We start from the raw sequence: 22,747 nt of genomic DNA on the forward strand, positions 1-22,747 counted from the left end.
CGCGCCTCTTCCTCTTTTTCTCTCGCATTGCCTGACGGCCTCTGGCCGCGAGCGCGCACCGCCCCCATGGACTCCCTGACCCAGATCGTTCTTGGCGGCTGCGTGGCCGCGGCTGCGGTGCCTGCTGCGCACCGGCGCAAGGCTGCACTGGCCGGCGCAGTGCTGGGCACCCTGCCCGACCTGGACGGCATCCCGCTGGCGCTGATGGGCGCCGACGTGGTGACCTCGGTCACCTGGCATCGCGGCCCCTCGCATTCGCTGCCCGTGCTGGCCCTGGCCGGCTGGCTGCTGTGGCTGCTGCTGCGCCGCTTCTGGCGGCCCGTGCGCGAAGCGCCGCGGCCCTGGCTCATCGCCATCTGGCTGGCCCTGATCACGCATCCGCTGCTCGACGCCTTCACCGTGTACGGCACGCAGCTGTGGTGGCCCTGGCCCTCGCCGCCGGTGATGTGGAGCAGCGTCTTCATCATCGACCCGGCCTACACCCTGCCGCTGCTGGTGGGCTTCATCGGCGTGCTGGTGGCCGGGCCACGGCGCGCCAGCCGGCCGCTGCTGGCAGGCGCGCTGCTGCTGAGCAGCCTCTACCTGGGCTGGACCCTCGCGGCCAAGGCGCTGGTGGACCGCGCTGCCGACCAGGCGCTGGCCGCGCGCGGCCTGTCATCGGCGCCGCGGCTGTCGGTGCCGCTGCCGCTGAACACCCTGGTGTGGCGCGTGGTGGTGATGACGCCCGAGGGCTTCCTGGAAGGCGAACGCTCCCTGCTGGTGGACCGCCGGCCCATGCAGTTCAAGGCCCATGCGAGCGAGACCGCCACGCTGCGCGAGCTCTCGCAACACGGCGCGGTGGCACGCCTGCTGTGGTTCACGCATGGCTTCATGAAAGCCGAGGTGCAGGGCGATTCGCTCATCGCCTCGGACCTGCGCATGGGCTCCGAGCCCGACTACAGCTTCCGCTACCGCATCGCCCAGCGCGGGGCCGATGGCTGGCAGGGCGTGCCCGTCACGGCCGTGAGCGGCGCGCGCAATGCCCAGGCGCAGTTGCAGCGCATGTGGCAGCGGCTGTGGCACGAGCCCGTGGCCGGCGGCGCGCCGGTCGATCTGCCGCGCTGAGCCGGTCGCGCCCCTTTACCAGCGCAGCAGGCGCGGGCCCAGCAGCGCGCCGGCCGCCACCGGCAGGGCCATGCCCAGCACGTACCACACGGCCAGGAAGGGCGCCGTGAGTTCGGGGCAATGCAGCGCATAGAGCGTCGCGCCCGTGCCCCCGGCCAGCGCACCGGCCGCCGCGCCGGCCAGCGCCGGCCGCGTGGGCGCCAGGCCGCGCAGGGCCAGCAGGGCCGCGATGAACACCGGCAGGGAAATCAGGCCGATGCTGAAGGCGCAGCTGCGCCAGGTCTGGCCCATCAGCGCGGGCATGCGCGCTTCCTGCGGCATCGTGACCCAGGCGTGCAGGCCCATGGCCCAGACGGCCAGCACCGGCAGCAGCGCGAGCAGCCACACCCTGCGCAGGCGCATGCCCGGGCGGCCCAGGCGCTGCACCATCACGAGGGCCGGCACGGCCACGCACAAGGGGAACATCAGCTTGACCCAGAACATGGGCCAGCCCATGGCCTGTGCCAGATCGGGGCGGGTGCCGTAGCCGCCGAGCATGATCGCGGCAGCCAGCGCGGTGCCCGCGGCCAGGGTCAGGCCGAAGCGGCGCCACAGCGCGTGGTGCGGCACGGGCTCGACCTGCGCGGCCAGCAGTGCGGCGAAATCATCGGTTTTCATGGCTTGTCTCCGCGCATTCTGGCTGCCAGGGCCTTCAGGCCCCGATGGATGCCCACCTTCACGGCCGATTCGGACATGCCCGTGAGCTGCGCCGTCTCTGCCACCGACAGCCCTTGCAGCTTGACGTGCACGATGGGCAGCCGGTGCCGGTCCGGCAGCAGCTCGAGCAGGCCCTCGACGTCGCGGCGCGCATCGCTGGCCTCGGTGGCCGAATCGGCCTCGAGCAGCATCTCGTCGTCCAGCGGTTCATGCAGCGCCTCGCGCGCCGACTTGGCGCGCAGCAGGTCGATCATCTTGTAGCGAGCGATGGCATGCGCCCAGGCCGTCAGGGGCTGGTCCTGCTGGTAGGTGTGGCGCTGGTTGTGCATGGCAAGAAGGCATTCCTGGACGAGGTCTTCCACTTCGTCGGGCCAGCCGAACAGGCGCCTGCCGAGGTAGGCCCGCAGATGACGCGCGAGCTGCTGCAGGCAGTCGCGGTAGGCCACCGCGTCGCCCTGCAGCCCCTGCAAAAACAAGGCGCGCACCTGCGTTTCGATCTCGCTCATTCCCAACTGGCTCGTACGTTGTCTTCGTTCCATGGCCGGTGCCGGTTACAGCGCAGCCAGAAAAAGAGCTGGCGCGAGATTGTGCATGGCGCTGTAACCCGATTCGTGAACGGCGCGAAATTGGATGCGAACGCGCCGGCCGGCAGGTTCACCTTGCGATTCCAACATCCACCCGATTCAAGGAGTTTCCATGAACACTCGCAACCTCGCGCTCGCCAGCCTGGCCATGGCCGCCATCACCAGCGGCGCCGCCATGGCCCAGGACACCAAGCCCATGATGGACAAGAAGCCCGCCATGGAGAAGTGCTACGGCGTGGCCATGGCCGGCAAGAACGACTGCGCGGCCGGCCCCGGCACCACCTGCGCCGGCACCTCCAAGACGGACTACCAGGGCAATGCCTGGAAGAACGTGCCCGCCGGCACCTGCGCCACCATCAAGACGCCCACGGGCATGGGCTCGCTCACGCCGATCAAGTCCTGAGCCTCCTCGCCCGTCGCCCACCATGAGCAGCACCCTCGCCTGCGGCCTGGGCCTCAAGCCCGAGCACTACGACCAGGCGCTCGCCGCCGATGCACCCGGGCTGTGGTTCGAGGTGCATCCCGAGAACTACATGGTGGCCGGCGGGCCGCGCCTGCGCTGGCTCGAAGCCATCCGCGCGCGGCATCCGCTGTCGCTGCACAGCGTCTCGCTGTCGCTGGCCGGCGAGGCCGCGCCCGATGCGCGGCAACTGGCCCGGCTCGCGGCGCTGGTGCAGCGTTTCGAGCCCGCGCTGGTCTCCGAGCATCTGGCCTGGTCGCGCCTGGGCGGCCACTACTTTCCCGACCTGCTTCCCTGCCCGCGCAGCCACGCCGTGCTGCAGCGGCTGGTGGCGCACATCGACCAGGTGCAACAGGCCCTGGGGCGCCGCATCGCCCTCGAAAACCCCTCGCACTACCTGCAGCTGCCGCAGCACGACTGGGACGAGGTCGACTTCCTGCGCGAGCTCACGCGGCGCAGCGGCTGCGGCCTGCTGCTGGACATCAACAACGTCCATGTCAGCGCCCGCAACCTGGGCTTCGATGCGCAGGATTACCTGGCGCGCTTCCCGGCCGAGGCCGTGATGCAGATCCACCTGGCCGGCCACAGCGCCGACCCCACGCACGGGCCGGCGCTGCTGGTCGATTCGCACGACGCGCCGGTGGCCGCGCAGGTGTGGGCGCTGTATGCGCGCTTCATCGAACGTGCGGGCACGCGGCCCACGCTGATCGAGCGCGACGGCCAGTTGCCGGCCTTCGAGCTGCTGATGGCCGAGCGGGCCCAGGCCGAAGAAGTGGCGCGCGGCGCGATGGCGGCCGGGGCCGAGAGCGCCACCGCATGAACACCGCGCTCGCCTCGACCTTCGAACGCGACTTCGCCGCCGCGCTGCTGGCCGATGCCGGGGCGCCCGGCCCCGCCGCGATGGCGGCGCTGCAGGCCCAGCCCGGCTTTGCCATCTACCGCAACACGGTCCACAAGGGCTGCATCGACGCGCTGGAAGCCAACTTTCCTTCGGTGCTGCGGCTGGTGGGCGTGGACTGGTTCCGCGCGGCCGCGGCACAGCATCTGCGCGCGCATCCGCCCACCGATGCCTGCCTGCTGCGCTATGGCGAAGGCTTTGCCCAGACGCTGGCCGCGCTGGCCGGCGATGACTGGCCCTACCTCGCCGGCGTGGCCATGCTCGACGCGCTCTGGACCGCCACCCACATCGCAGCCGACGCACCCGTGCTGCCGGCCGACGCGCTGGCCGCACTGGCGCCGCAGGCGCTGGCCCGCACGCGGCTGCAGCCGCATCCCACGGCCCATTGGCAGCACTTCGCGCAGTGGCCCATCCACAGCATCTGGTGGGCCAACCGCAGCGGCGACCCGGGCCTGCTGGCTGCCCTGCCCGCGCTGACATGGCAGGGCGAAGGCACGCTGCTGCTGCGCGTGGACGACGCCGTGCAGGCCGGGCCGCTCGATGCCGCGGGCTGCGCCTTGCTGGATGCCTGCGCGCAGGGCCTGTGCCTCGAAGACGCGGCCACGGCCGTGCTGCAGGCGCATCCGCAGTGCGATCTGGCGGCGCTGCTCGCGCAGTTGCTGCGTGCCGGTGCCTTCCGCGATTCCTCTCACACCCTCGAAGCGAGCCTGATGCCATGACACCCCATGCCCCCACCACGCCCGCGCATGGCGCCCCGCTGGCCCGCCTGTTCGAACGGCTGACGCCGCACGCGCTGCTGGCCCTGGGCGCGCGCGTTGCCATCGCCGCCATCTTCTGGCGTTCGGGCCGCACCAAGGTCGAAGGCTGGCTCGACGTGAGCGACGACGCGATCGAGCTGTTCGCTAGCGAGTACCGCCTGCCCCTGCTGCCGCCCGAGCTGGCGGCGCACCTGGCGGCCTATGCCGAGCACCTGTTCCCGTTGCTGCTGGTGCTGGGCCTGTTCACGCGCGGTGCGGCGCTGGCACTGCTGGGCATGACGCTGGTGATCCAGGTCTTCGTCTACCCCGATGCCTGGCCCACGCACCTTTCGTGGGCCGTGCTGCTGCTGTACCTGGTCGGGCGCGGCGGCGGCCGGCTCGCGCTGGACCGCGCGCTGCGCATCGCCTGACCGGCCCTCACGCCTTTTCAGCCCCTCAGTCCTCAACGTGGAACTGGAAGCTCTGCTGCACCGGTGCCGGCACGCTCTGGCCTGAAGCATCGCGCGCGGCCTCGAAGCGCCAGCGCGCGAGCGCGGCCTGCACCGCCTGCGTGAACTGCGGGTGGGTCGATTGCAGGACCTGGAGATCGCGCACGCGGCCCTCGGCAGCCACGGTGAAGAGCACCTTCACCCGCCCTTCGATGCCCTGCGTGCTGAGCGCATCGGGGTATTCAGGCGCGGGTCGCACGCGCGGCTTCGGCGGCACGACCGCGACCGCCCATGCCGGCTCGGGCGGCGGCGCGGGCCGCATCGGCGGCGGCGCCTCGGGCAGCGGATAGGGCGTGACGGTGGCCTGCCCGGTCCCGCCCGGCGACGCCTCCATCTCGGGCGGCGGCGGCGCCCTCCTGGGCTGGATGCAGGCCGCCAGGCCCGCGATCAGCGCGGCGCCCGCCACGACTTTGCAGCTCCCGGTCAACCAGGCGGGCGGCCCGCTGGGGCGCGCATCAGGTCTGGCACTCAAGCATCAGCTCCTTCAAGAACATCAAGAGACAGGCATCGCGCAGCAGCGCAACACGAACGGCGCACGGATTCTCTACGCCGTCTGGCGCACATCGCAGCCTCGCGCTGTCTTGCCAGCCCCCGGAGCGATCGCTACATTGTGTTTTTTGAGGGGTCTCCATGTCCGTGGTGTCATCTGCAAACAGCGCCTCCGTCTCCAGTCCATCGACCTCCGCGCCGGCCGCCCCAAGCCCGTCGCCGCGCCACATCCGCCTGACCTCGCACAGCAGCGGCCTGGGCTCCATCCCCATCCGATGGGGCGCCGCCACAGCGCAGGAGCGCGGTCCCGTGGTGGGCACCACCACCAACCGCGCGCACCGCAACGTCATCGGCACGCACAGCGGCAGCTACAGCGTCTACCGCGCGCTGGCCGTGGCCGCGGGCGCGCTCAAGCGCGAGCACAAGGCAGACCTGACCAACACCTCGCCCACCGACGTGATCGGCCCCTACCCGCAGTGGAGCGACCCGGGCCGCATCGTGAGCCTGGACCCTTGGGGCGCTTCGGTGGCCGAGGTCTATGCGGGCGAACTCGCGGCCGGCTACGACATCCGCCCGACCATTGCCGTGACGCAGGCGCACGTGATCCTGCCCGAGGTGATCGACGCGCTGCAAAAAGGCCGGCTCAAGGCCGACGGCAAGTTCCTCACACCGGGCGGCGCGGCCGTGGTGACCAAGGTGGCCGTGGAGCCCGTGTGGTACCTGCCCGAGGTGGCCAGGCGCTTCAACTGCTCTGAAACCGACCTGCGCCGCGTGCTCTTCGAAGAGACCGGCGGCATGTACCCCGAGCTGGTCACGCGCTCCGACCTGGAGGTGTTCCTGCCACCCATCGGCGGCCAGACGCTCTACATCTTCGGCAAGCCGCGCGACCTGGCCGACACCTCGGTCGAGCTCACGGCGCGCATCCACGACGAGTGCAACGGCTCCGACGTCTTCGGCTCCGACATCTGCACCTGCCGGCCCTACCTCACGCATGCCATCGAAGAATGCATTGCGGGCGCGCAGCGCGGCGGCGTGGGCCTGATCGCCTACTCGCGCAAGGAAGGCCGGGCGCTGGGCGAAGTGACCAAGTTCCTGGTCTACAACGCGCGCAAGCGCCAGGTGGGCGGCGACACGGCCGACCAGTACTTCGCACGCACCGAATGCGTGGCCGGCGTTCAGGACATGCGCTTCCAGGAGCTGATGCCCGACGTCTTCCACTGGCTGGGCATCCAAAAGATCCACCGCCTGGTCTCGATGAGCAACATGAAGTTCGACGCCATCACCGGCTCGGGCATAGCGGTGGGTGAGCGCATCAACATTCCCGACGAGCTGATTCCCGCCGACGCGCGGGTGGAGATGGACGCCAAGATGGCCGCAGGCTATTTCACTCCGGGCGTCGTGCCCGATGCCGAGGAATTGAAGAAGGCCAAGGGCCGGGGGCTCAGCGAATGACGCGCGGCGACTACGGACTGGACCCGGCGCGGCCCACGCGCGACCCCGCGGTGCGCAGCGCCAACGCCCAAGGCGAGGTGGACCCGCGCATGGACCTGCTGCACAACGCCGAGCAACCCGCGGGCGCCGCCGCGCTGCTGCGCACCACGGCCGAGATCCGGCGCCGCGCGCGGGCCCTGCTGGCGCGGGCCCGGCGCGGCGAATCGAAGTGGTTCCGCGTGGCCGATGCCAACGCGCTGGAAGACGCCGCGCGCGAGGTGGCCGAGGTCACGCGCAACCGCTACGGCTGGCAGCCCATTCCGTACCACAGCCGCTGGCGCCATTTCGAGGCCGGCGGCATCGACCGCCTGGGCGAACTGAACCGCCGCCTGGCCGACCAGAGCGCGCACGCGCGCGCCAAGGCGCACATCGACCTGGTGCTGGTCAGCGTGCTGCTGGACGCCGGCGCCGGCCCCACCTGGAAGTACCACGAAGCAGGCAGCGGCCAGGTCTTCGCGCGTTCCGAAGGGCTGGGCGTGGCGAGCTACCACGCCTTCATGGCGGGGCTGTTCTCGTCCGACCCGCAGCGGCCGCTGCAGGCCGACGCGGCCGGCCTGCGCGGGCTGGTGTCCGCCCGGCTGGCCCAGGCCTTCCAGGTCAGCGAGAACAACCCGCTGGTGGGCATGGCCGGCCGCACCGGGCTGCTGCGCCGGCTGGGTGAGGTGATGGCCGAGCAGCCCGAGGTCTTCGGCGTCGAACAGCAGCGCCCCGGTGGCCTGTTCGATGCCCTGGTCTCGCCCGACGGCGTGGAGGTGCCGCCCACGGCCACCGTGCGGGCGCACGAAATCCTGACGCAGTTGCTGCAGTCGCTGTCGGCCATCTGGCCCGCGGCCAACCGCATTGACAGCCTGGCCGCCGACGGCAGCGATCTGCTGCCCGGCCCCGCCGATCCGGCGCTGCTGCTGGGCGACTGCTGGCGGCACAGCGCCGTCGAAGGCCCCGGGCTGAGCAATGGCTGGATGCCCTTCCACAAGCTCTCGCAGTGGCTGAGCTATTCGCTGATCGAACCCTTCGAGGCCGGTGGCGCGAAGGTGGAGGGGCTGGACCAGCTCACGGCCCTGCCCGAATACCGCAACGGCGGCCTGCTGCTGGACGCGGGCGTGCTGCTGCCCACCGACCCGGCCCTGCTGCAGCGCCAATGGCATGCGGGCGACGAGTTCATCGTGGAATGGCGCGCGCTGACCGTGGCGCTGCTCGATGAACTGGCACCGCTGGTGCGCCACAAGCTGGGGGCCAGCGAAGCCGAGCTGCCGCTGGCCTGTGTGCTGGAAGGCGGCACCTGGGCCGCCGGCCGCGTGCTGGCCGAGCGGGCGCGCAAGGGCGGGGGGCCGCCGCTGCAGATCGTGAGTGACGGCACGGTTTTCTGAGCCGCAAGGCTGGCAAACTCGGCGCATCCATTCCCCTTTTTCTTCCTCAGAAGCCATGAGCCACGTCACCGTCGTCGACCATCCCCTCGTCCAGCACAAGCTCACGCTGATGCGGCGCAAGGACGCCTCCACCAACAGCTTTCGCCGCCTGCTCAACGAGCTGAGCTCGCTGATGGCCTACGAGGTCACGCGCGACATGCCGATGCAGGACATCGAGGTCGAGACGCCGCTGGAGACCATGACCTCCAAGGTGATCGACGGCAAGAAGGTGGTGCTGGTGTCCATCCTGCGCGCGGGCAACGGCATCCTCGAAGGCATGCTCAACGTGATCCCCGGTGCGCGCGTGGGCCACATCGGCCTGTACCGGGACCCCAAGACGCTGACGGCCGTCGAGTACTACTTCAAGATGCCCAGCGAGATGCAGGACCGCGACATCATCGTGGTCGACCCGATGCTGGCCACCGGCAACTCGGCGGCGGCGGCGGTGGAGCGGCTCAAGGAGCTCAACCCCAAGTCCATCAAGTTCGTGTGCCTGCTGACCTGCCCCGAAGGCGTGCGCACCATGCAGGCCGCGCACCCCGACGTGCCGATCTACACCGCGGCCATCGACCGCCAGCTCAACGACCACGGCTACATCCTGCCGGGCCTGGGCGATGCGGGCGACCGGATCTTCGGCACCAAGTAAGCCTGGGCACTGACACCCCCGGGGGCCTGCGCCGGCAGGCACCTTTCATGCTTGTGCCTGCCGCATCCACAAGGAGAAAAAGATGATCCAACGCCGCCCCCTGATCCTCGGCGCTGCCGCCCTCGCCGGCCTGGCCGCGCTGGGCCTGCCGCAACTGGCCTTCGCGCAGGGCGCCAGCAAGCTCAAGGTCGCCGCCGTCTACACCGTGCCTTTCGAGCAGCAATGGGTGGGCCGCATCCACAAGGCGCTCAAGGCTGCCGAGGCGCGCGGCGAGATCGAATACAAGGCCACCGAGAACGTGGCCAACGCCGACTACGAGCGCGTGATGCGCGAGTACGCCACGGCCGGCCACCAGCTGATCGTGGGTGAGGCCTTTGCCGTGGAGGCGGCGGCCCGCAAGGTCGCGCGCGACTTCCCCAAGACGCAGTTCCTCATGGGCAGCTCGGGCAAGCCGCAGGCGCCCAACTTCAGCGTCTTCGACAACTACATCCAGGAGCCGGCCTACCTGAGCGGCATGCTGGCCGGCGGCATGACCAAGTCGAACAAGATCGGCCTGGTCGGCGGCTTCCCGATCCCCGAGGTGAACCGGCTGATGCACGCCTTCATGGCCGGCGCGAAGGAAGTGAATCCCAAGGTGGAGTTCACCGTCACCTTCATCAACAGCTGGTTCGATCCGCCCAAGGCCAAGGAAGCGGCCTTCGCCATGGTCGACAAGGGCGTGGACCTGCTCTACGCCGAGCGCTTCGGCGTGAGCGACGCGGCCAAGGAGCGCAAGGTGCTGGCGATCGGCAACGTGATCGACACGCAGCCCCAGTACCCCGACACGGTGGTCGCTTCGGCCCTGTGGCACATGGAGCCCACCATCGACCGCGCGCTCAAGCTGGTTGGCAACGGCCAGTTCAAGGCCGAGGAATACGGCATGTACTCGAACATGAAATACAAGGGCTCTAGCCTGTCGCCGCTGGGCACCTTCGAGAAGAAGGTGCCGGCCGAGCTGGTGGCGCGCGTGAAGGCCCGCGAGGCCGAGATCCTGGGCGGCAAGTTCACCGTCAAGATCGACGACAGCCAGCCCAGGTCCACGGCCCGATGAGCGGCCGCAGGATGAAGAACTGGTGCGCGCGTGCGGGCGCGGCCCTGCTGCTGAGTGCGGCCCTGGCCGGCTGCGCCACCGTGGGCCCGGCCGAGGGCACAAGGCTCGACACAACGCCGCGCGTGGCCGTCATGTCGGCCTTCGCGCCCGAGCTGGTGCTGCTGCAAAAGAAGCTGCAGGACTCGCGCACGTACAGCATCAACGGGGTGGCATTCCACACCGGCACCCTCGAAGGCAAGCCCGTGCTGCTGTTCCTCTCGGGCATCAGCATGACCAATGCGACCATGAACACGCAGCTCGCGCTGGACCGCTTCAAGGTCAGCCATGTGGTGTTCAGCGGCATCGCGGGCGGCGTGAACCCCGGCCTCTCGATTGGCGACGTGACGGTGCCGGCGCAGTGGGGCCAGTACCTCGAAGTGCTGATGGCGCGCGAAGCGGCGCCGGGGCGCTACGAGAAGCCGCCCTTCATCAGCGACGCGAACCTGCCCAACTTCGGATTCATGTTCCCGCGCGGGGTGGAATTCCGCTCCGCCGCGCAGCCCGGCATCACGCGCAAGTTCTGGTTCGAGGTGGATGCAGGCATGCTGGAAGCCGCCCGCCGCATGAAGGTCGACCTGGCCGCCTGCGTGGCCGGCACCTGCCTCAAGCAGGCCCCCAAGCTCGTGGTCGGCGGCAATGGCGTGTCGGGCCAGGCCTTCATGGACAACAAGGCCTTCCGTGAATACACCTTCGCCACCTTCCAGGCCAATGTGGTGGACATGGAGACCGCGGCCGTGGGCATGGTGGCACACAGCAACGGCGTGCCCTACCTGGCTTTCCGCTCGCTCAGCGACCTGGCCGGCGGCGGCGAAGGCGCCAATGAAATGGGCACCTTCATGAAGCTGGCGGCCGACAACTCGGCCCAGGTGCTGCTGGCTTTCCTGGCGCAATGGCAGAGCCGGCCCTGAATGCCGACGGGCCGGTGCTGCGGCTGACGGGCATCAGCAAGCGCTTCGGGGCACTGCAGGCCAATGACGGCATCTCGCTGCAGCTGCATGCCGGCGAGGTGCTGGCCCTGCTGGGCGAAAACGGCGCCGGCAAATCCACCCTGATGTCCATCCTCTTTGGCCACTACACGGCCGATGCCGGGCAGATCGAGGTCTTCGGCCGGCCGCTGGCGCCGGGCAACCCGCGCGCCGCATTGGCCGCGGGCATCGGCATGGTGCACCAGCACTTCGCGTTGGCCGACAACCTCAGCGTGCTCGACAACGTGATGCTGGGCAGCGAGCCGCTGTGGCAGCCCTTCTCGCGCCGCGCGGCCGGGCGCAGGAAGCTGCTGGCCGTGGCGCAGCAGTTCGGCCTGCCGGTGCAGCCCGATGCGCGCGTGGCCGGCCTCTCGGTGGGCGAGCGCCAGCGTGTGGAGATCCTCAAGGCCTTGTACCGGGGCGCGCGCATCCTCATCCTCGACGAGCCCACGGCCGTGCTCACGCCGCAGGAAAGCGAGGCCCTGTTCCAGACCCTGGCCCAGATGGTGGCGCAGGGCCTGGCCATCATCTTCATCAGCCACAAGCTGCCCGAAGTGCTGCGCGTGTCGCAGCGCGTGGCCGTGCTGCGGCAGGGGCGGCTGGTGGCGCAGGCGCCCACGGCCGGCTGCACGCAGGCCCGGCTCGCGCAGTGGATGGTGGGCCATGCGGTGGACGCGCCGCAGCGCCAGCGCGCGCAGGCCGTCGGCGAGCTGGTGTGCGCGCTGGACGACATCCACACCACCGGCAGCGGCCATGACCGGCTGCGCGGCCTGTCGCTGCAATTGCGCGCGGGCGAGATCGTGGCCATCGCGGGCGTGTCGGGCAACGGCCAGGTGGCGCTGGCCGAACTGCTCAGCGGCACGCGCCGCGCCGTGGCCGGCCAGGCGCGGCTGCACGGCCAGGCGCTGCCGCCCTCGCCCGCCCTGCTGACCCAGCGCGGCGTGGCACGCATTCCCGAGGACCGCCATGGCACGGGCGTGATCGGCGATCTGTCCGTGTGGGAAAACGCGGTGGCGGAACGGCTGCGCGGCCCGGTTTTCTCGCGCCCCCTGCTGCCGGGCCTGCGCGGCCTGCGGCAGCGCGCGGCGCGTGCGCACGCCCAGCGCATCGTCAGCACCTATGACGTGCGCGGCGGCGGCCTTCAGGCGCCCGCGCGCAGCCTGTCGGGCGGCAACATGCAGAAGCTGATTCTGGGGCGCGCGTTGATGGTGCCTGCTTCCACCCGGCAGCCCGGGCCCGCACTCATCGTGGCGCATCAACCAACCTGGGGCCTGGACATCGGGGCGGTGGCCTTTGTGCAGCAGCAATTGATCGCCGCACGCGATGCAGGCGCGGCCGTGCTGCTGATCTCCGACGACCTCGACGAGGTGCTGGCCTTGGGCGACCGCGTGGCCGTGATGCATGACGGCCGGCTCAGCCCCGCGCGCGCCGCGCACGAATGGACGCGCGAGGCCATCGGCCTGGCCATGGCCGGCAGCGCGGCATGAGGCTGGAACGTCGCCACCAGACTTCGCGCCTGGCGCTGCTGCTGGCGCCGCTGGGCGCCGTTGCGTTCACCCTGCTCATCAGCAGCCTGCTGGTGATGTGGGCCGGCGCGCCCGTGGGCCGCACCTACGCGCTGCTGCTGGCGGGCGGCTTCGGCTCGGTCTTCGCCTGGAGCGAGACGCTCACGCGCGCCGTTCCGCTGATGCTCACGGGCCTGGCCGTGGCCGTGGCCTTCCGGGCGCGGCTGTTCAACATCGGCGCCGAGGGGCAGCTGTACGCAGGCGCCGTCGCCGCCGTGGCGGTGGGCGGCATGCATGGCGGCACGGGGCTCGAATGGCCGCTGTGGCTGCTCTTTGCGGCCATGATGCTGGCGGCGGCCCTGGCCGGTGCCTTGTTGCTGCTGGGCCCGGCGCTGATGAAGAGCCGGCTGGGCGTGGACGAGGTGGTGACCACCCTGCTGCTGAACTTCATCGTGCTGCTGGGCGTGGGCGCCCTGCTCGACGGCCCCATGAAGGATCCGCTGGCCATGGGCTGGCCGCAGAGCGTGGGCCTGCAGCCCGCGCTGGAACTGTCCAGGCTGGTGGCGCAGACGCGCGTGCACACCGGCCTGCTGTGGGCCCTGGCGCTGGCGCTGCTGGTGTGGGCGCTGCTGCGGCACACGGTGCTGGGCTTCGACATCCGCGCGCTGGGCGCCAACAGCCGCGCCGCCGCCTTCGCGGGTGTGCCCGTCACCCGCACGATGGTGCTCACGGCCCTGCTTTCGGGCGCGCTGGCCGGCCTGGCCGGCGCCATCGAGGTGGCGGGCCGCGCCAGCTACCTCACGCTGGACATGTCGCCCGGCTACGGCTACACGGGCATCGTCATCGCCATGCTGGCCGGGCTGCACCCGCTGGGGGTGGTGCTGGCCGCGGTCTTCGTGGCCGGCGTGCTGGTGGGCGCCGACAGCATGAGCCGCGCCATCGGCGTGCCCAGCTACATCGCCGATGTGATCGTGGCCACGGCGCTGCTTTCGGTGCTGGTGGCCACACTGCTGGCCCAGTACCGCCTGCGCTGGAAGTGAGAGCGGCGTGAGCGAACTCCTCGACATCCTCGCCAACCCGGCCTACTGGATCGCCGTGCTGCGCATTGCCACGCCGCTGCTGCTGGGCACCTTGGGTGTGCTGCTGTGCGAGCGCGCGGGCGTGCTGAACCTGGGCATCGAAGGGATCATGGTGGCCGGTGCCTTCACGGGCTGGCTGGCCGTGTATGCGGGCTGGCCGCTGTGGGCCGGCGTGGGCGTGGCGGCGCTGGCCGGCGCGCTGTTCGGGCTGCTGCATGCCCTGCTCACGGTGGGCCTGGCGCTGTCGCAGCATGTCTCGGGCCTGGGCATCACGCTGCTGGCCACGGCGCTGGCCTACTACGGCTACCGCGTGAGCTTTCCCAAGGTGAGCGAGCCGCCCACGGTGCTGCCCTTCGCCGCCATGGACTGGCTGCCCATCCCGGTGCTGCAGGCGCAGACGCCGCTGACCCTGCTGGCGCTGCTGCTGGTGCCGCTGCTGGCCTGGCTGCTGGCGCGCACGCCCGCGGGCCTGGCGCTGCGCATGGTGGGCGAGAACCCGCAAGCCGCAGAAAGCCAGGGCATCCCGGTCGCGGCCACGCGCACCGCGGCCATCGTGGCCGGTTCTGCGCTGATGGGCGTGGCCGGCAGCTTCCTCACGCTCTCGGCCTTCAACGCCTTCTTCTTCAACATGGTCAACGGGCGCGGCTGGATCTGCGTGGCGCTGGTGGTCTTTGCCTCGTGGCGACCCGGCAAGGCGCTGCTGGGTGCGCTGCTGTTTGCCATCTTCGATGCGCTGCAACTGCGGCTGCAGCAGTCGGGCCAGGCCGTGCTGCCCTACCAGCTGTACTTGATGCTGCCCTATGCGCTGTCGATCCTGGCGCTGGTGCTGGTGGCGCGCAAGGCCGCCTATCCGCAGGCGCTCATGAAGCCCTACCGCAAGGGGGAGCGTTGAGCAAACGGACAAAGGCGGCGGGCGTGTAGGCTTGGGGCGTTGCAGACCCTGTTTCTCACGGAGACTTCTTTCATGCCCTTGTTCGTCGACAACTCACCGCCCGGCCAATGCATCTTCTGCAAGCTGGTGGCGGGCGAAATCCCTGCCGCGCGCGTGTACGAAGATGCGCTGACCCTGGCCTTCATGGACATCGGCCAGGTCAACCCCGGCCATGTGCTGGTGGCCACCAAGCGGCATGCCGCCACCGTGCTGGACCTGAGCCCCGAGGAGGCCGCCGCCGTGATGCACACGGCGCAGCGCGTGGCCCGCGCGGCCGAGCAGGCTTTTGCGCCCGACGGGCTGATGCTGGCGCAGTTCAATGGCCGCGCCGCGGGGCAGACCGTCTTCCACTACCACATGCATGTGGTGCCGCGCCATGATGACGACGGCCTGGGCCTGAGCTGGCGGCGCCAGGATCCGGGCGCCGAAGCACTGCAGGGCTACGCGGCGCGGCTGCGCGAAGCGCTGGCCGCACCACCCGCCGGCACTGCCTGAGCCGCCCCATGCTCGACCTGCTCATCACCCACGCCAGCCTGCCTGATGGCCGCACCGACATGTCGGTGGCCGTGGCCGGCGGGCGCATCACCGAAGTGGGCCCGGGCCTGAACCTGCCGGCCCATGAAACCGTGGATGCCGGCGGCCTGCTGTTGAGCCCGCATTTCTGCGACCCGCACTTCCACATGGACGCGACGCTGAGCTACGGCCTGCCGCGCGTCAACCAGAGCGGCACCCTGCTCGAAGGCATTGCGCTCTGGGGCGAGCTCAAGCCGCTGCTCAAGGCCGAGGCGCTGATCGAGCGCGCGCTGGCCTACTGCGACTGGGCCGTGGCCAGGGGCCTGCTGGCCATCCGCACCCATGTGGACACCAGCGACCCCAGCCTGCTGGCCGTCGATGCGCTGCTCGAAGTCAGGCGCCAGGTGGCGCCCTACATCGACCTGCAGCTCGTCGCCTTTCCGCAGGACGGCGTGCTGCGCACCCAGGGCGGCATGGCCAGCCTCACGCGCGCGCTGGAAAAAGGCGTGGATGTGGTGGGTGGCATTCCGCATTTCGAGCGCACCATGGCCGAGGGCGCGGCCAGCGTGAAGCTGCTGTGCGAACTCGCCGCCGAACGCGGCCTGCGCGTGGACATGCACTGCGACGAAAGCGACGACCCGCTGTCGCGCCACATCGAGACCCTGGCCTTCGAAACGCAGCGCCTGGGCCTGCAGGGCCGCGTGACGGGCTCGCACTGCACCTCCATGCACAGCATGGACAACTATTACGTGAGCAAGCTGCTGCCGCTGATCGCCGAGGCCGGCGTGAGCGTGATCGCCAATCCGCTGATCAACATCACGCTGCAGGGCCGGCATGACAGCTACCCCCGGCGCCGCGGCATGACGCGCGTGCCCGAGCTGCTGGCCGCGGGCGTGAACGTGGCCTTCGGCCATGACTGCGTGATGGACCCGTGGTACGGCATGGGCTCGGGCGACATGCTGGAAGTGGCGCACATGGGCCTGCATGTGGCGCAGATGACCAGCCAGCAGGGCATCGGCCAGTGCTTCGAGGCCGTGACCACCCATGCCGCGCGCCTGATGGGCCTGCAGCGCTACGGCATCGCGCCGGGTTGCGACGCCAGCTTCGTGCTGCTGCAGGCGCGCGATGCGGTGGAGGCCATCCGCCTGCGCGCCACGCGGCTGAAGGTGTGGCGCCAGGGCCGGCTGCTGGCGCAGACGCCGGCAGCCACGGCGCAACTGCAACTGCCGGGCCGGGCAGGCAGCACGGCCTTCATGCCGGCGCGCCCTGCGCAGCCCTGAACGCTCAGAGCGGCTGCGGCTGCGCCAGCGTGTCCACCATCGCGCCCAGCGCCGGGCCGCAAGGCAGCGCCACCTTCAGCGCCAGCAGATCGTCGGCCCGCGTGCGGCCCAGGTTGATGGCCGCAATGGGCTTGCCGGCCGCGGCGGCGGCCTGCACGAACCTGAAGCCCGAATAGACCATCAGCGACGAGCCTGCGACCAGCACCGCATCGCTGGCCTGCACGGCCGCCATGGCCGCCTGCACCCGCTCGCGCGGCACGCTTTCGCCAAAGAACACCACATCGGGCTTGAGCAGCCCGCCGCACTGCAGGCAAGGCGGCACTGCGAAGCGCGAGAAATCCTCGTGCTCCAGATCGGCATCGCCGTCCGGCGCCACGCTGGCACTCAATGCGGCCCAGGCCGGGTTGGCGGCCAGCAGCCGCTCCTGTAGCTGCGCGCGCGGGCTGCGCGCTTCGCAAGCCATGCAGCGCACGGTGTCGATGCGGCCGTGCAGATCCGACGTGCGCCGGCTGCCGGCTGCGTCATGCAGGCCGTCCACGTTCTGGGTCAGCAGCAGTTGCACGCGGCCGGCCTGCTCCATCCGTGCCAGCGCGCGGTGCGCGGGGCCGGGCTGCGCCCGCCCCATCACGCGCCAGCCGATCATGCTGCGCGCCCAGTAGCGCTGGCGCGTGGCCTCGCTGCCCATGAAGGCCTGGTAGGTCACGGGCGGCGTGCGCTTCCAGTCGCCATTGGCATCGCGGTAATCGGGAATGCCCGATTCGGTGCTGACGCCCGCGCCCGTGAGCACGAACAGGCGTGGGTGCCGGCGCACGAAGCCGGCCAGATCATCGAGGGTGCTTGTTGGCATGGGCGGCAGCATAGGCCAGCCGCGCGGCGGTTGCATCAGTCGAGCACGGCCCCGGACTGTTTGACCAGTTGCTGGTGCTTGGCCAGCTCGGCCTGGAAGAAGGCCGGCGCCTCGGCCGGCCCCTTGTCGAGCACCATCAGGCCCTGGCCGACGATGGCGGCCTGCGCTTCGGGCGAGGCCAGGGCCGTCTTCACGGCGGCGGCATGGCTGTCGACCACGGCCTTGGGCAGGCCGGCCGGGCCGACCAGCGCGATCCAGGCATCGAAGCTGTAGTTGGGCACGCCGGCCTCGGCCAGCGTGGGCACTTCGGGCAGCGCGGCCGAGCGCGTGGGGGTGGAGATGGCCAGCGCACGCAACTGCCCCGTCTTGATCTGCCCCGCCACCTGGGACACCGAGACGAAACCCAACTGCACCTGGCCGCCGATCAGGTCGGTGATCAGCGGCCCGGTGCCGCGGTAAGGCACATGCTTCATGTCGATGCCCGTCTGCGAGACCAGCAACTGCGCCGCCAGGTGCAGGGTGCTGCCGTTGCCGGCCGAGCCGTAGTTCAGCGTGGCGGGGTGCGCCTTGGCATGGGCCAGCAGCTCCCGCACGTTGTGCACCGGCAGCTTGGGGTTGACCACCAGCGCCAGCGGCACCGTGGCCAATACGGCGATGGGCGTGATGTCCTTGAGGCTGTCGTAGGGAATGGTCTTGTAGATGCCCGGGTTGATCACATGGTTCGACGAGATCATGCCCACCGTGAGCCCGTCCCTGGCGGCCTTGACGATCTGCGTGGTGCCGGTGATGCCGCCCGCGCCTGGAAGGTTTTCCACCACCACCGGGTGGCCCGTGGCGCGGCCGAATCCCGGCCCCAGCGCCCGCGCCACCGCATCGACCGTGGAGCCCGCGGCCAGCGGCACGATCACGCGCAGGGGCCGGTCTGACTGGGCCCATGCACCTGGGGACGCGCCCAGGGACGCCATGCCTATCGCCGCGCCCAGCAGCGCGCCGAAGCATCGCCGCGAAAAGGGGGTGCTCTTGTTGTTCATCATGTGTTGTCTCCGTCTTGGGGGGCTGAAAGCCGCTTCCTGAGTTCTTCGAACGAGACCAGCTCGCCCGCGATGGCGCTGGCCGCCACCGTGGCGGGGCTGGCCAGCCACACGCTGCCCGGCCCGCCGCGGCCCGGGAAGTTGCGGTTGATCGCGCTCACCGTGACCTGCTCTGCCCGGCTGGAGCCGCCGGGCCCGCAGTTGCCGCAGGCGCCGCAAGAGGGCTGCAGCATGCGCGCGCCCACGCGCTCGAAGGCGTCGAGGTAGCCGGCCGAGGTGCAGTGCTCGCGCACGGCCGTGGTGCCGAACTGCAGGAACAGTTGCACGCCCGGCGCCACGCGCAGGCCGCGGTCTGCCGCCCAGCGCAGCACGGCGTGGTAGTGCTCGAAGTCTTCGCGCTTGCCCGCGGTGCAGGAGCCGCCGTAGGCGATGTCGATGCGCACGGTTTTTGGCAATTGATCGACCGGCAGGCCGTTGCCCGGATCGCCGGGCGCCGCCACCATGGCCGGCACGGCCGCGCAGTCGATGTGCAGGATTTGCGCATACGGCGCGTCCTCGTCGCTGTGCATCCAGGGCTCGATCACGAAATCGATGCCGCGCCGCTCGCGCAGGAAGCGCACCGTTTCGGCATCGGGCGCCACGATGCCGGTGAAGCCGCCCAGCTCGGCCGTCATGTTGGTCAGGGTGGCGCGCTCGTCGGTGCTCATCAGCGCCACCGCCGGGCCGCAGAACTCGAAGACCTTGCCCAGCCCGTCGCCCTCGCGGATGCCTGGCTGCGCCAGCAGGTGCAGCACCACGTCCTTGGCCGTCACGCCAGGCGCCAGCGCGCCGCCGAGCCAGACGCGGATGCTCTGCGGCAGCGTCATGCGCACCGCGCCCGTGACAAAGGCATTGGCCATGTCGGTCGTGCCCACACCGAAGGCCACGCAGCCCAGCGCGCCACTGTGCGGCGTGTGCGAATCGGTGCCCACCACCAGTTGGCCAGGCAAGGCGTAGTGCTCGGTCATCATCGCGTGCGAGATGCCGGCCACGTTGCGGCCGTCGTCGTGCGCGGCCTCCTGCTCGGTCAGCGTGCGGTGCGTGCGCAGGCCATAGTGCCCGGCAAAGTCGCGCTGGGCCTGGACCATGCGCCGCACCTGCGGCACCAGGCCGCCGCGCACGTGAGCCGGGCTTTCATCCACGTAGGAGGTGTGGTCCTCGAACACGAGGATGGACTGCGGATCGTGCAGGCGCAGCGGGCGCCCGAAGCGCTCATGCAGCATGTGGGCCGCCATGCCGGTGTAGTACTCGTGGATGAAGCGCCAGTCCGCACGCACGAAGGCGCCGTCGCCCGGGCCGGGGTTGGCGGGCGTGGCGGCCGTGGCCAGCGCGTGCCTTTGCACGATCTTCTCGAACAGGGTCATGGGCCGCGTGGGCGCACGGGCTGTGTCACGCACATCGCGGACCTCTCGCACATCCCGCAGGTGGGCCTGGCCGAATCGCAGCAGCCCGCCGCCGCGCAGGATCGCGGCCGCAAGCGCGTCGCGGCCGGCCACCAGTTCGTCCCACGCGATGGCCTCACCAGCCTCGATGCGCGGGATCAACCCGAAATCGGTCGAGGTGATCAGGCCGATGTTGTCTGCGTTCTGGCGGTAGATGCGTTCAAAGCTTTCGGCGATCACCAGGCGCACGCCGGCCAGCACTTCGGCGCGCGGGCTGTGTTCACGCGACGAGCCCTTGCCATAGCGCTTGCCGGCCACCACCACCTCGATGCCGCTGCTGCGCATCGCATCGACGCCAATCGGCACATTGCCCTGCGCCGCAAAGCCCAGGTACGGGTAGCGCCCGAGCTGCTCGTCGAAGTGCATCAGGATCGACAGCGGCGTGATCTCGTCGGTCGAGATGTCGTCGCGCAGCGGCAGGGCCTGGGCCAGCGTCAGGTGCTGGCCTGCCAGCGCGGCACGCACGGCGTCCGGCGACTGGCTGAAGTAGAGAACGCGGGGGGCGAAACGCAGCGAAGCGGGCACCTCGGCTGGCCCGCTGCCGTCGGCATCATCATCAGGGATCGTGGCTGGCATGGGCCGATCTTGCGATCAGCACCCTGCCCTGCGGAAGCGCGAACTCGGCACAGGGGGTCGCGCGAACGCAGAGATCCGGAATTACCCTTGAAGGCTGTCGATCAGCGCCTGCACGGCCCGCGGCTGCGGCTGGCGGCGCAGGGCATGCAGCGCCAGCTCGCGCGCGGCCCAGGGCTCGCGCAGCGGCAGGCGCACGAAGCGCGAGGCGCCCGCATAGGCCGAAGCCGCGCTCTGCGGAATGATGGCAATGCCCAGGCCCGCTTCGACCATGCGGCAGACCGCATCGAAGCTGCTGACCCAGACCTGCGGCGCAAAAGGCTGATGCAGGGCCTCGGACCGCTCGTGCAGCAGGCGGTCGAGCGCGCCGCCCTGGTGGACGCCGATCACGGGCTCGCGCAGCACTTCGGCAAAGCCCAGCGCGCTGTGGCCGGCCAGCGCATGCTCGCCCGGCAGGATCACCTGCAGCGGGTCGCTCGCGAAGAACCAGCTCTGCAGACCGGCCGGCACCGGCGTCTGCACGCCGATGCCCACATCGGCCCGGTCGTCGAGGCAGGCGCGGATCACGTCGCGCGTGTCGGCTTCATGCAGTTGCACCTGCGCGCCCGGATGCAGGGCCATGAAGCTGCGCAGGCGCTCGGGCAGAAAGCCCACCACCGCCGACATGTTGGCGTACAGCCGCACCGTGCCGCGCACCTCGCCGCCCAGGTCCTGCACTTCGCGCAGCAGCGATTGCAGCTCTTCCTCCATTCGAACGCCGCGCGCATACACCACGCGCCCCGCGTCCGTCAGGCTCACCCCGCGCGCCGAGCGCACCAGCAGCGCCGTGCCGAAGGAATGCTCCAGATCCGACAGGCGCCGCCCCAGCGCCGAAGCCGCAATGTGCTCCTGCTGCGCCGCGCGCACGATCGAGCCCGCCTGCGCGGCGGTGATGAACAGCCGGATGTTGTAGGGGTCGATTCGGCGCATGGAAGGGCGGATGGTAGCGGGGCGTTCAACCGCCAGCGTGCCCTGACCGTCGCTGCGCGGTCAGGGCACGCGCAGCATCGGCATCACGCAGCACGGCCGGCAGCAGTGCGGGCCTGCGCGTATTGCGCGCTGGTTAGGGAACGTCCATGCATGTTGACCCTGCAGTGGACGATGCCTCATTGCGACGAAAGCGACACGAATTAATCATTCCCACTGCTTCGATCTCCACACGGCGATTCCTTGTGGAACCAACTTCGTCGACCAGTTGCCTGGCTCCAAAGCCCTCTACAAATATCCGATCCAACGGAATCCCAAGCCGTACTAGCTGATCCTTGACCCTATTCGCTCGTCTACAAGATAGACCATGAAGCTCGTTGAATGCCGCTTCCGCCACATCGGCATGGCCGACAACGATCATCATTTCAAGTTCACAAGGCTGTGCAGCGGGAGTGCGGAGCAGCTTTTCGAGCCGGACCATCTGCTCGGCATCAATAGCGTCATTGCCAGGCTCAAAGACAAGATCCAACGCAGCGATGAGCTTGAGAGTCAGCGCCAGCGCGGTGGTTGCCGTCAGCACGGCCAGTGCGACGATGAGAGCGCTGCGGAACTTCTTTGTGATCATGGCGACGACGAACAGTGAAGGGCGCCAGTGCTCACTGCTTGAGCACCCAGTAGCCCACTGCAACCAGGGCGAGCAGCACAAGTGCAGTGCGCATGGAGATACGCGGCTCGCTCTGTGACTCCCAAACATGCCCCCATAGGCGCGCAACCAGAGATATGCCACCGAAGAACCCGAGCACCGTGCCAGCGAGCACGATCCACTTGCCAATGTCTTTGACCGCGGCCAGTTGTTCCGCGCCCCACTGGCCTGAGTGGAAGAACAACCACAGCGCATACGTAACGCCGGCGGCGAGGCCAGAAAAGACCGCCGCAAAGCAGCGCTCAAACAATGACGGGCTGTCGGTCTCGAACTTGCTCATGGGGGTGGCAAACCTTCCCGAAATTGTGAAGCAGGATCTGAACTCACCATACTCACGGTCAACCGCGGGAATGCGGCGCGCAGGTCTTCGACGAAGATATCCATGCTCTGAAGGCCTGTGACTTCAATATCGCGACTCCCCCCGCCGATGGTGACTCGCTGAGTCTGATTGACGCGCGTTCTGTAGACCACAGCCGATCGGACTTCAGCAGCTCCGAGCCAGAGAGTTCGCTTGCCTTGAAACTCTCGCCAAATACCCTGTGTGTTTACCTCTACGCTGAGGCTGTCCAGCGATAGCTTGTCGGGTCTCACCAAGCGACGCACGAGAACAACCAGAAGGCCGATCAGGCATGCGACACACAAGTAGGCGAACAGAACCAGCCACTGCCCCGCCCCTTCTGGAGGTGACTGCCAAAGCAAGTACGGTACAGCCACGCCACTGACG

The 22,747-nt window shown here is 69.8% G+C and carries 25 protein-coding genes; 16 read left to right on the forward strand and 9 right to left on the reverse strand.

From position 1 onward, the window contains the following. Positions 1 to 66 precede the first annotated feature (66 nt). Positions 67 to 1,104, forward strand: a complete 1,038-nt coding sequence (locus PGB34_RS16580; RefSeq protein WP_271429220.1) for a metal-dependent hydrolase — start codon at positions 67 to 69, stop codon at positions 1,102 to 1,104. Between the two features lie 15 nt (positions 1,105 to 1,119). Here PGB34_RS16580 and PGB34_RS16585 read toward each other — a convergent pair whose 3' ends face one another. Together PGB34_RS16585 and PGB34_RS16590 are read right to left on the reverse strand one after the other, a co-directional pair. Further along, positions 1,120 to 1,761: a DUF1109 domain-containing protein gene (locus PGB34_RS16585; RefSeq protein WP_271429221.1), complete on the reverse strand. Its 642-nt coding sequence runs from the start codon at positions 1,759 to 1,761 to the stop codon at positions 1,120 to 1,122. Then, on the reverse strand, positions 1,758 to 2,339 hold the full coding sequence (locus PGB34_RS16590) for a sigma-70 family RNA polymerase sigma factor (RefSeq protein WP_271429222.1): 582 nt from the start codon (positions 2,337 to 2,339) through the stop codon (positions 1,758 to 1,760). The genes PGB34_RS16585 and PGB34_RS16590 overlap by 4 nt, the downstream gene beginning before the upstream one ends. A 157-nt stretch (positions 2,340 to 2,496) precedes the next feature. Here PGB34_RS16590 and PGB34_RS16595 point away from each other — a divergent pair, with 157 nt between their 5' ends. From PGB34_RS16595 to PGB34_RS16610, 4 genes are read left to right on the forward strand one after another with little or no spacing between them, the layout of a single operon-like run. Then, positions 2,497 to 2,787, forward strand: a complete 291-nt coding sequence (locus PGB34_RS16595) for a BufA1 family periplasmic bufferin-type metallophore (protein ID WP_271429223.1) — start codon at positions 2,497 to 2,499, stop codon at positions 2,785 to 2,787. Between the two features lie 22 nt (positions 2,788 to 2,809). After that, positions 2,810 to 3,664: an MNIO family bufferin maturase gene (gene bufB, locus PGB34_RS16600; RefSeq protein ID WP_271429224.1), complete on the forward strand. Its 855-nt coding sequence runs from the start codon at positions 2,810 to 2,812 to the stop codon at positions 3,662 to 3,664. After that, on the forward strand, positions 3,661 to 4,461 hold the full coding sequence (locus PGB34_RS16605; protein ID WP_271429225.1) for an HvfC/BufC N-terminal domain-containing protein: 801 nt from the start codon (positions 3,661 to 3,663) through the stop codon (positions 4,459 to 4,461). The genes bufB and PGB34_RS16605 overlap by 4 nt, the downstream gene beginning before the upstream one ends. After that, positions 4,458 to 4,910: a DoxX family protein gene (locus tag PGB34_RS16610; protein WP_271429226.1), complete on the forward strand. Its 453-nt coding sequence runs from the start codon at positions 4,458 to 4,460 to the stop codon at positions 4,908 to 4,910. Before PGB34_RS16605 ends, PGB34_RS16610 begins: the two co-directional genes overlap by 4 nt. Before the next feature lie 25 nt (positions 4,911 to 4,935). Here PGB34_RS16610 and PGB34_RS16615 read toward each other — a convergent pair whose 3' ends face one another. Beyond that, positions 4,936 to 5,460 carry an energy transducer TonB gene (locus PGB34_RS16615; protein WP_271429227.1) on the reverse strand — a complete coding sequence of 175 codons (525 nt, stop codon included), beginning with the start codon at positions 5,458 to 5,460 and terminating at the stop codon, positions 4,936 to 4,938. Between the two features lie 158 nt (positions 5,461 to 5,618). Here PGB34_RS16615 and PGB34_RS16620 point away from each other — a divergent pair, with 158 nt between their 5' ends. The 10 genes from PGB34_RS16620 to PGB34_RS16665 all read left to right on the forward strand — a co-directional run bounded on the left by PGB34_RS16620 (position 5,619) and on the right by PGB34_RS16665 (position 16,422). Continuing rightward, positions 5,619 to 6,929 carry a GTP cyclohydrolase II gene (locus tag PGB34_RS16620; protein ID WP_271429228.1) on the forward strand — a complete coding sequence of 437 codons (1,311 nt, stop codon included), beginning with the start codon at positions 5,619 to 5,621 and terminating at the stop codon, positions 6,927 to 6,929. A gap of 89 nt (positions 6,930 to 7,018) precedes the next feature. Beyond that, positions 7,019 to 8,335 carry a URC4/urg3 family protein gene (locus PGB34_RS16625; protein ID WP_271429429.1) on the forward strand — a complete coding sequence of 439 codons (1,317 nt, stop codon included), beginning with the start codon at positions 7,019 to 7,021 and terminating at the stop codon, positions 8,333 to 8,335. A 55-nt stretch (positions 8,336 to 8,390) separates the two neighbouring features. Further along, the gene (upp, locus tag PGB34_RS16630) at positions 8,391 to 9,020 is read left to right on the forward strand and encodes a uracil phosphoribosyltransferase (protein ID WP_271429229.1); all 630 of its coding nucleotides are present in this window, start codon (positions 8,391 to 8,393) and stop codon (positions 9,018 to 9,020) included. A gap of 82 nt (positions 9,021 to 9,102) precedes the next feature. Further along, the gene (locus PGB34_RS16635; protein ID WP_271429230.1) at positions 9,103 to 10,110 is read left to right on the forward strand and encodes a BMP family protein; all 1,008 of its coding nucleotides are present in this window, start codon (positions 9,103 to 9,105) and stop codon (positions 10,108 to 10,110) included. Between the two features lie 11 nt (positions 10,111 to 10,121). Next, positions 10,122 to 11,057: a 5'-methylthioadenosine/S-adenosylhomocysteine nucleosidase gene (locus tag PGB34_RS16640; protein ID WP_271429231.1), complete on the forward strand. Its 936-nt coding sequence runs from the start codon at positions 10,122 to 10,124 to the stop codon at positions 11,055 to 11,057. Further along, the gene (locus PGB34_RS16645; protein WP_271429232.1) at positions 11,039 to 12,601 is read left to right on the forward strand and encodes an ABC transporter ATP-binding protein; all 1,563 of its coding nucleotides are present in this window, start codon (positions 11,039 to 11,041) and stop codon (positions 12,599 to 12,601) included. The genes PGB34_RS16640 and PGB34_RS16645 overlap by 19 nt, the downstream gene beginning before the upstream one ends. Next, entirely contained in the window at positions 12,598 to 13,659 is a 1,062-nt protein-coding gene (locus PGB34_RS16650; protein ID WP_271429233.1) for an ABC transporter permease, read from the forward strand. The genes PGB34_RS16645 and PGB34_RS16650 overlap by 4 nt, the downstream gene beginning before the upstream one ends. A gap of 7 nt (positions 13,660 to 13,666) precedes the next feature. Next, positions 13,667 to 14,590, forward strand: coding sequence for an ABC transporter permease (locus PGB34_RS16655; RefSeq protein WP_271429234.1), 924 nt, complete (start codon positions 13,667 to 13,669; stop codon positions 14,588 to 14,590). Between the two features lie 72 nt (positions 14,591 to 14,662). After that, a complete protein-coding gene (locus PGB34_RS16660; RefSeq protein WP_271429235.1) occupies positions 14,663 to 15,124 on the forward strand; it encodes an HIT family protein in 462 nt (153 codons plus the stop codon). A gap of 8 nt (positions 15,125 to 15,132) precedes the next feature. Further along, positions 15,133 to 16,422 carry an amidohydrolase family protein gene (locus PGB34_RS16665; RefSeq protein ID WP_271429236.1) on the forward strand — a complete coding sequence of 430 codons (1,290 nt, stop codon included), beginning with the start codon at positions 15,133 to 15,135 and terminating at the stop codon, positions 16,420 to 16,422. A 4-nt stretch (positions 16,423 to 16,426) separates the two neighbouring features. Here the strand turns inward: PGB34_RS16665 and PGB34_RS16670 are convergent, their stop codons facing one another. The 5 genes from PGB34_RS16670 to PGB34_RS16690 all read right to left on the reverse strand — a co-directional run bounded on the left by PGB34_RS16670 (position 16,427) and on the right by PGB34_RS16690 (position 21,801). Further along, positions 16,427 to 17,269, reverse strand: coding sequence for an NAD-dependent protein deacetylase (locus PGB34_RS16670; protein WP_271429237.1), 843 nt, complete (start codon positions 17,267 to 17,269; stop codon positions 16,427 to 16,429). 35 nt (positions 17,270 to 17,304) lie between these two features. Beyond that, complete coding sequence (locus PGB34_RS16675; protein WP_271429430.1) at positions 17,305 to 18,234, reverse strand: Bug family tripartite tricarboxylate transporter substrate binding protein; 930 nt, start codon at positions 18,232 to 18,234, stop codon at positions 17,305 to 17,307. A 65-nt stretch (positions 18,235 to 18,299) separates the two neighbouring features. Next, positions 18,300 to 20,357, reverse strand: coding sequence for an aconitase family protein (locus PGB34_RS16680; protein WP_271429238.1), 2,058 nt, complete (start codon positions 20,355 to 20,357; stop codon positions 18,300 to 18,302). A gap of 81 nt (positions 20,358 to 20,438) precedes the next feature. After that, on the reverse strand, positions 20,439 to 21,323 hold the full coding sequence (locus PGB34_RS16685) for a LysR substrate-binding domain-containing protein (protein ID WP_271429239.1): 885 nt from the start codon (positions 21,321 to 21,323) through the stop codon (positions 20,439 to 20,441). Positions 21,324 to 21,456: 133 nt separating this feature from the next. Continuing rightward, the gene (locus tag PGB34_RS16690; RefSeq protein ID WP_271429431.1) at positions 21,457 to 21,801 is read right to left on the reverse strand and encodes an OmpA family protein; all 345 of its coding nucleotides are present in this window, start codon (positions 21,799 to 21,801) and stop codon (positions 21,457 to 21,459) included. Here PGB34_RS16690 and PGB34_RS16695 point away from each other — a divergent pair. Continuing rightward, positions 21,688 to 21,963: a hypothetical protein gene (locus PGB34_RS16695; RefSeq protein WP_271429437.1), complete on the forward strand. Its 276-nt coding sequence runs from the start codon at positions 21,688 to 21,690 to the stop codon at positions 21,961 to 21,963. The genes PGB34_RS16690 and PGB34_RS16695 overlap by 114 nt on opposite strands. Positions 21,964 to 21,976: 13 nt before the next feature. Here PGB34_RS16695 and PGB34_RS16700 read toward each other — a convergent pair whose 3' ends face one another. Continuing rightward, positions 21,977 to 22,303: a hypothetical protein gene (locus PGB34_RS16700; RefSeq protein WP_271429240.1), complete on the reverse strand. Its 327-nt coding sequence runs from the start codon at positions 22,301 to 22,303 to the stop codon at positions 21,977 to 21,979. Positions 22,304 to 22,747 lie beyond the last annotated feature (444 nt).

The sequence above is a fragment of the Xenophilus arseniciresistens genome (genome assembly GCF_028023875.1).
Classification (GTDB): domain Bacteria; phylum Pseudomonadota; class Gammaproteobacteria; order Burkholderiales; family Burkholderiaceae_C; genus Xenophilus; species Xenophilus arseniciresistens.